The following is a 6,043-nucleotide window of genomic DNA, read 5'->3' as shown; positions in this document are numbered from 1 at the left end:
AAGGAAAAACCAGAACCGACGAGGGTTCTGGTGTATTTTAGTGCTTTCAAGTTTCAGATTGTTAACCAAATTCGTCTTGTTCTTTTAACAAAAAATCTAATTACAATTCAAATTTGTAAAATTGAAATTAGATTAATAATATATGCATTCATATAAATTGTAGTACCCTGCGAAACTTGGACTAATTTAGTATTTAGATTCAATAATTTATTAGCTAATCCTATTTAGAAAAGTCACCGCGTAAGTAAAGTATCAAAAATAATATGATAAAAAATGCGATATAGCCTAATGTTAGCCATATGGAAGTATTACCATAAAATATAAGTGCAAAAATTTCGAATCACTTTCCAATCAAGATCTGATAACATTAAAGGTGGTTTTGTAATCACTGGTGCTGCCATAGGTATTGGAGTAGGAATTTTTTCATACTCTTTGCTGTAGGATATACTATTGGTCAAAGTACTAAGAAAAAAGATAATTGCATTAATAGTTAGGAGTTAAAAATGATAACTGGTAAAAAATTTTTTAATATAGTCTATTACTTAAATTTGTTTTTTCAAATTATCTTTGTAGGTTACCAATTATTACAGCACATCCCTATTAGCTCAAGTTACTTAATTGTAGCGATTTCTAGTGTTGCTTCAACTACATTGATTTATTTGATAATAAACAAAAGGAAATGATAAATAAAAAGTATTCATAATCCCCAAATTAAAGAATTATTCCGTTTGCACCAATGGCGCTATACTTCTGAATCGTCAATTGAAAATCAATAACAGATTTTGGTAATTCGTTCTCACCGAAGTTAGATTGAAGCTGAAGTGCTAAGTTGGAAGCAACACTTGAAACTGATTCATTTTTTTCCGCCTTTACAGCAGCATTTTTGAATAAGTTAAGTAGCTTTTCATTAGAAGCAACTTCTGGATCTGTCATAACATTGTTCAATGATTCTTTAAATTGCTGTGTTGCATTTTGGTTTTTTCTAAAAAACATAATAATATTATCTCCTGGTTATATTAAAACTTATTCTAACTCACTTAAGACTCTTAAATAAATCTTGGATAGCTACACCTATTATAATCGTTATCATAACTTCAATCATCGCATAATCTCTCGACATTTTTGGAAAATCATCTGACATCGCAAGAATAGCAATGAATGCTGCATTTAAACATAATAACGTTGCGTTAAACGCGGGCGATTTTCCGGATCGCCTAGAACGTACAAAATAATAAATATAATCAATCACAAGAATAATAACAGGTATATATCCATAAGCGATCATGATTATCTCTCCTTAAGAAATTATATAAATTTAATATTATCGAACTCCTCTACAAACTTTTCTACTGTTTTTTTAAAAGCTCTAGAGAATGTCACAACTTGATTCTTATCAAAGAAAATAAGATGTTTGCTTGGATCAATCGCTTTTATATTCTTGGGGTTTACAAGATAAGATTGAGAAACTTTCTTTAAAAAGGGAGCTTCTTGATCCATCTGACTAATATTACCTTTAAAATCTACTTCTCCGTTTTCCGTGACCATATGCACCTTGTGTTGAGCAGCACTATTCTCAATATATAGAACTTCATCTTCAGCAACTTTACATTTTCTTCGACCAATTTTATAAGTAAAATCACGTTTCCCATATTTTACTCTGTTAGATAGATTATCAAAGGCATTTCGAAGTGTCTCATTGATACGTTGCATGATCTCTTCGTTAGATAATGACTTATTAATATAATCAATAGCTCCAATTCGTCGACGATATGTTAAAGGAGCATATTTGTCATATGCAGTAACAAAAATGATTTGAGCGTTTTCATCAATTTTCTTAATAAACTGCGCCAAATCTACTCCATTCTTATCTTTAGATTCTCGACTCAATTCAATATCTAAGAAATAGATACCATTCTTAATATCTTTTTCAACTACTTCACCAGCTATCCCAGCAAAATCATAAGAAACCAAAGTAACCTTTTCGTCTAATTCAGCATAAGTTGGATTATCATCAGTTAAATTTTGTATTGAAGAATCAATGTTTCTAGCTAATTGATTAGCTAAATCTTGATCATCGTCACAAACAATAATAGGAAATTGTGTCATTTTTATTCACTTTCATCCTCTTCAGTATCTATGGCCATATAAAAATCAAACCAATCATCTTCAAGCATATAGGAAATAGACAGATCAGGATACTTAGTTTCAAGTTCTTTAATATTTGCCAGTCCTAAGCCTTTATGATTCTTCTTGGTAGTGAAGCCACGTTTTTGAATTTCTTGAGTTGAAATTTCTCGATCTATTACTTTGTTTCTAATTTCATATTCAAAGTCATCTGTACCGTTAGAGTAAACCATCATTTGAATTTCAGCTGCACTAACTTCATTCTCTTTTGCAATTAACGATTTGCTTTCTTCAATTGCATTATCAAGAGTAATTCCTATGATACGAACCAGATCCAACTCATCAATTTCACTTGGTAATTTTTTTATGTCATTTCTGCATTCGAAATTATAGGGAATATTCAGATTATACATTTCCGCCATTTTAGTAATGAAAATACTTTTTATTGACCTAACATGAACATGATTTACGTCCTTATATTTGAGCAAGGCTTCTGAATTCAAATTTGTTTCTGTATATTTATCCAGCTTTTGAACCACATCCTGAACATCACCTTCTTGCGCACTAACTTTTAGTGAATTAAGAATATTCTTGTAATCGTGTCTGAACGCACGTAAGTCATCTTCACTTTTTTCTAGATAATCTGCATATTCTTCAAGCTGATGTTGGTTATATTTAAGTTGATCTTGTTCTTTCTTCTCTAAAATTTTATCTTGCATGATAATAATTTCATGAAAAATAAAAATTGCAAATATAGCTTGAACAAGTAAATAGAGAGAAAAGAATAAAGAAACTGGCGTAATACTATCGCTATATATGTATACAATAGATACACTTAAACTAGAAATATATAAATAAAATAGAATCCCCAAGAAGATTTTTCTATTCTTGCCAACTAAATAAGCGTGTAACCTTTTTTTAAATATATCTACAAAAACTACTATAGAAATTGGAGATAGAATTCTTATGTATAATTGCAAAGAAAAAGATTTCAAATTAAATCCTTGAATAATTATTCCTACTAAAATATCATTTAGCAAATCAAGAATAACTATACACAAGATTGATCCTAATGCTAATTCTATACATTCATTTTTTCTAAAAATCAAAGAAAACAAACAAATCTCAAGTATATTTGTTAAAATTACACCCCCAATTACCTAACATGGTTAGGGAACCTAGGACAGTAATAAAAATTAATAAAATCGCTACTATTGCTTTATTTACTTTTATCTTTGATATTTTAAAGAAGCACCATACATCTATTAATCCAAAGTAAAAAATAAGGATTATCTCTAAAATCATAATTAATGAAATCTCTTAAATATATTCATATTGCGTATAATGTTAAAACCAATAAATCCAGAAGATATTGCATTCTTCCCACCAACAACCTTAACTAAATCCTTTTCCTCCAAAGCAGTCTTCTTAACAATTTTCTTTTCCATGATAATTCAATTCCTTTCGTTATTATCATCTAACATTTCCGACAATTTAAATATATCATGTTCTTTAATTCATACGCAAAAAGATACCAATTTAACCAGCTTTTTGACTGATTTGGTATCTTAATGCATTTATTTAGATGTAAATTCTATATGGACCTGGATATTTAATTCCATATCGTGGTGGTTCTAATACGGTATTATCATTCATTTCCAACAACTTTTTCACCTCAGGACTTACAATTATCTCATCCAATCGTGAAGTACCACCAACTACATTAGCTAACTCACAGTCAGTTACGATTACTTTTCTATTCATAATGCCTTCCTCTCTTTCTTTTACTTTACATATGTATAATACCTAAGTTTTATTTCTCTAAGTTAAAGTAGATCAATTTAGAAGACTTTTAGTCCAATTCTGTTATTTATATACCGAATCCGTCCAAAAAAAATCAATCGAATTAAAAACTTCGATTGATCTTACACATAAGTATGAAACTTAAACTTGCATAAAAAGAGTAGTAATTACATCAATAATAGCAGGACCAAGACCTCTTAGTTTAGAAATGAAAAAGTACCAAACTAAACCAAAGTAATTGCTACCTTCTTTAGTCTCATAGGTGGTTTCGTTTCCTTCATGCTTCTTAATCCTGAAAATAAATCTATTGCCTTCCATATGTAAGCCAACGTAGATCAGCGACCACACAAGCGTGCCTATCAATATGATTCCTATAATTATTCCTATCACTATTAGGATAAATTCGATATAAATTTTCATGATACTTAATGAAAAATCCAAATCACATAAAATAAATTGTTTAGAAAATTCAATCCAAATACCTGCCAGAATGAATTTACCGGTTTTTCTTGAATATTGTGGTGTCTTCCCTTACCTTTCCCATTATTAAAACGGGAATTCAAACTATATCGTACGATATATTGACCATTTTCATGATGAATCATAGTTCTGAATATGGCAATTACTACACATAATCCCAATCCAATACCTATAAGCATCAAAATAGAAATAACCGTGTTATTCATGATCTACCATCTGCCTTTCTAGCTAATTAAGTATAATCTTATAATACCTGATTCATCGCCTTAATTGTGCTAATTGACTGATTTGGTTTGTTTTTGGACCGATTTAGTAATAATGCTTCAAAATTTTTACTACATTATAATGTAGTATAACGTAATGTAGTAAAAAATAGCCTAGTTTTCTCTAGACGGCTTTCACCTTCACACTTCATCATTGCTCATTCACCAAAAATGTCTGTATAATTTATGGTAAATAACTATCTAGAAAGGTATCAAAAATGCTGACAGTTTTCTATTGGTTTCTAGCACTATTCTTAATCAATCTAGGAATATTCATCTTTGTTTTAACTCACGAAAGACGGTCAATGTGGGCGGGATTCACTTTAACTAGCACCTTGACGTTTCTTGCTTTTTTAGCGATTGATGTAATCATCCTGGCTGACACCGCCTTCCCGCATTTGCATGACAGAATCTCTTCATTCTTAATTGCCACTGCAGTTGGGATTGCGCTGCTAATCTTTGCGTTCATCATTCTCTTGATCGCAATGTTCATCTATGATGGTATTAAGATTCTGATCAAAGAAGGAACGAGATGGACTAACTTTCTCTCGCTAGGAATGGCTTTCGTAATTGTATTTCTCATCTTCGGCTATCCACTTTTTGGTCGTTTCACTTCTGAAGCGTGGTTTAGATTCATCTATCTCTTCATTACTTTAAGCATTTTTTACATAATTTTCATTCTGGTGATGTACACGTTGACCTCTTGGCTTAACTTGATCAACATTCATCAGAAACCTCTGAATTACGTCATTGTTCTCGGTGCAGGTTTAATTGGTAAAAAAGTCACCCCGCTTCTAGCCAGTCGAATCGACCGCGGGATTGAAATTTACCATCGCAATCCTGGTTCCAAGCTCATCATGTCAGGTGGCCAAGGTCCGGATGAAGAAATTCCGGAGTCACACGCCATGGCAGCCCATGCAGAGAGTCGTGGTGTTCCAAAAGAAGACATTATAATAGAAGATAAATCTAAAAATACCAATGAAAATCTTAAATTTTCACACAAGTTGATGAAGAAAAACAGTACTTTTTGTATAGTGACTAATTCATACCACGTCTATCGCGCTCTAGTTCTTGCAAAAAGACAAGGTCTAAAATGTGTCGGCTACGGCGCTAAGACCAAGTGGTATTTCACATTGAATGCCTTCGTCCGCGAATTTATCGCTTATCTTGTCATTACCAAAAGATTGCAAATTAGAGTAATTTCTTCCTTAGCATTTTTCACATTATTGCTTGCAGGAATGTATTATCTTTCCATTTTTTTACATCTATAATATCGTAATTAAAAAGTAGTCTAGTTGTTCAAAGCTAGACTACTTTTTAGTTTGTGTAAAGTGTCGAATATACTCGACAACTTTCGTGATTTTTGTCGAATA

8 protein-coding genes are annotated in these 6,043 nt (G+C 31.3%); 1 reads left to right on the top strand and 7 read right to left on the bottom strand.

Annotated features, from left to right (window positions below):
• Positions 1 to 711: 711 nt before the first annotated feature.
• The 7 genes from FC46_RS07380 to FC46_RS10145 all read right to left on the bottom strand — a co-directional run bounded on the left by FC46_RS07380 (position 712) and on the right by FC46_RS10145 (position 4,275).
• On the bottom strand, positions 712 to 993 hold the full coding sequence (locus FC46_RS07380) for a bacteriocin immunity protein (protein ID WP_057799332.1): 282 nt from the start codon (positions 991 to 993) through the stop codon (positions 712 to 714).
• Positions 994 to 1,033: 40 nt separating this feature from the next.
• Entirely contained in the window at positions 1,034 to 1,285 is a 252-nt protein-coding gene (locus FC46_RS07375; protein ID WP_057799330.1) for a hypothetical protein, read from the bottom strand.
• A gap of 20 nt (positions 1,286 to 1,305) precedes the next feature.
• Positions 1,306 to 2,106 (bottom strand): LytR/AlgR family response regulator transcription factor, encoded by an 801-nt coding sequence (locus tag FC46_RS07370; RefSeq protein ID WP_057799328.1) that lies wholly within the window; start codon positions 2,104 to 2,106, stop codon positions 1,306 to 1,308.
• Positions 2,107 to 2,108: 2 nt separating this feature from the next.
• On the bottom strand, positions 2,109 to 3,242 hold the full coding sequence (locus tag FC46_RS07365; protein WP_236702305.1) for a GHKL domain-containing protein: 1,134 nt from the start codon (positions 3,240 to 3,242) through the stop codon (positions 2,109 to 2,111).
• 189 nt (positions 3,243 to 3,431) lie between these two features.
• The gene (locus FC46_RS10260) at positions 3,432 to 3,572 is read right to left on the bottom strand and encodes a bacteriocin-like peptide, LSEI_2386 family (protein WP_169787534.1); all 141 of its coding nucleotides are present in this window, start codon (positions 3,570 to 3,572) and stop codon (positions 3,432 to 3,434) included.
• A 133-nt stretch (positions 3,573 to 3,705) separates the two neighbouring features.
• A complete protein-coding gene (locus FC46_RS07355) occupies positions 3,706 to 3,888 on the bottom strand; it encodes a hypothetical protein (protein ID WP_057799324.1) in 183 nt (60 codons plus the stop codon).
• A gap of 180 nt (positions 3,889 to 4,068) precedes the next feature.
• On the bottom strand, positions 4,069 to 4,275 hold the full coding sequence (locus FC46_RS10145; protein ID WP_157046807.1) for a hypothetical protein: 207 nt from the start codon (positions 4,273 to 4,275) through the stop codon (positions 4,069 to 4,071).
• Between the two features lie 613 nt (positions 4,276 to 4,888).
• Here FC46_RS10145 and FC46_RS07345 point away from each other — a divergent pair.
• Positions 4,889 to 5,941 carry an ElyC/SanA/YdcF family protein gene (locus FC46_RS07345; RefSeq protein ID WP_057799320.1) on the top strand — a complete coding sequence of 351 codons (1,053 nt, stop codon included), beginning with the start codon at positions 4,889 to 4,891 and terminating at the stop codon, positions 5,939 to 5,941.
• Positions 5,942 to 6,043: the final 102 nt, after the last annotated feature.

The sequence above is a fragment of the Lactobacillus kalixensis DSM 16043 genome (assembly GCF_001434335.1).
Classification (GTDB): Bacteria; Bacillota; Bacilli; order Lactobacillales; family Lactobacillaceae; genus Lactobacillus; species Lactobacillus kalixensis.
Note: the sequence above shows the minus strand (reverse complement) of the source record. Positions and strands in the feature narration are given on the sequence as shown.

Bases quoted from the DNA above. Each gene is read 5' to 3' on its own strand.
- FC46_RS07380 (WP_057799332.1), bottom strand. From the start codon at position 993: ATGTTTTTTAGAAAAAACCAAAATGCAACACAGCAATTTAAAGAATCA.
- FC46_RS07375 (WP_057799330.1), bottom strand. From the start codon at position 1,285: ATGATCGCTTATGGATATATACCTGTTATTATTCTTGTGATTGATTAT.
- FC46_RS07370 (WP_057799328.1), bottom strand. From the start codon at position 2,106: ATGACACAATTTCCTATTATTGTTTGTGACGATGATCAAGATTTAGCT.
- FC46_RS10260 (WP_169787534.1), bottom strand. From the start codon at position 3,572: ATGGAAAAGAAAATTGTTAAGAAGACTGCTTTGGAGGAAAAGGATTTA.
- FC46_RS07355 (WP_057799324.1), bottom strand. From the start codon at position 3,888: ATGAATAGAAAAGTAATCGTAACTGACTGTGAGTTAGCTAATGTAGTT.
- FC46_RS07345 (WP_057799320.1), top strand. From the start codon at position 4,889: ATGCTGACAGTTTTCTATTGGTTTCTAGCACTATTCTTAATCAATCTA.